The sequence below is a fragment of the Leifsonia sp. PARNA 1/14 genome (assembly GCF_055720965.1).
In genome coordinates this window covers 1-1,302 of record NZ_JBVQSP010000010.1, presented here as the reverse complement: position 1 = coordinate 1,302, position 1,302 = coordinate 1, and the positions used below count along the sequence as shown (strand labels likewise).

Sequence of the window (1,302 nt, the reverse complement as noted above, 5' to 3'; positions counted from 1 at the left end):
GGTGTCTGGGTTCACGACATAGGTGACAGTTGATAGGTGACACCTGAGTCGCGTCATAGGCGACAGTCGCTCTCGTGTCGAAGAATCGGGTCGCCGTGTTGAAGGTCGTTTCCAAGCAACTCACCGTCTCGGCAGCCGCTGCCGAGTACGGGATCAGCCGCCAGCATCTGCATCGACTCCTCGCCCGCTACCGAGAAGGCGGCCTCGACGCCGTCGAACCACGCTCGCGGTCCCCGCACACCAACCCGCACCGCACCACCGATGAGGTCACCGACCGGGTCCTCCAACTGCGCCGTGAGCTGACCGCGAACGGGTTGGACGCCGGCCCGGTGACCATCGGCTGGCACCTCGAACAGGAAGGCCTAACCGCTCCGTCGACCTCGACCATCCGCCGCATCCTGCACGCCGCCGGTCTCGTTGTCCCGGAACCCCGCAAACGACCTCGCTCCTCCTACGTCCGCTTCCAGGCCGCGCAACCCAACGAGACCTGGCAGTCCGACTTCACTCACTGGCACCTGGCCGACGGCACCGATATCGAGATCCTGAACTGGCTGGACGACCACTCCCGCTACCTCCTTGCCTGCACCGTTCACCGTCCGGTCACCGGCGACGACGTCGTCGCCACCTTCCTCACCGCGACCGAGCTGCATGGCGTCCCCGCCTCCACCCTCACTGACAACGGCAGGGTTTACACCGCCCGGTTCGGCGGCGGCCGCAACGCTTTCGAATACCTGCTGCCGCTGCTCGGAGTCACCCAAAAGAACGGCTCCCCGAACCACCCACAAACCCAGGGCAAAATCGAACGCTTCCACCAAACCCAGAAACGCTGGCTCACCGCCCACCCCGCCGCGACCAGCCTGCCCGAACTGCAAGCCCAGCTGGATACCTTCCGGCAGCACTACAACGAAAACCGACCCCACCGGGCCCTCAACCGATCAACGCCCGGGCAGGCTTACCGAGCCACCCCGAAAGCACTCCCCGCCGACGCACGCACCCCCGGCCACTACCGGATCCGCTACGACCACATCGACCAACACGGCAAAATCAGCCTGCGCCGAGCCGGCAGAATGCACCACCTCGGCATCGGCGCCCACCACCGCGGCACCCGCATCCTCGCAATGCTCGACGACACCACCGTCACCGTCATCGCCCTCAACACCGGCGAAATACTCTCCACCCACACCATCGACCCCACCCGAAGCTACTGGCGCAACGAACAAAGAGAGCCCGGCCGATGGCCGGGCTCTCTCTAAGTAACCACTGTCGCGACTCATCTAGAACATATGTCCCGACTCATCACAC

General features: G+C 64.9%; 1 protein-coding gene. It reads left to right on the top strand.

Annotated elements, in window-relative coordinates; translation table 11 throughout:
* Window positions 1–74: 74 nt before the first annotated feature.
* A complete protein-coding gene (locus AC0HS0_RS18980; RefSeq protein WP_472965704.1) occupies window positions 75–1,253 on the top strand; it encodes an IS481 family transposase in 1,179 nt (392 codons plus the stop codon).
* The last annotated feature ends 49 nt before the right edge of the window (window positions 1,254–1,302 follow it).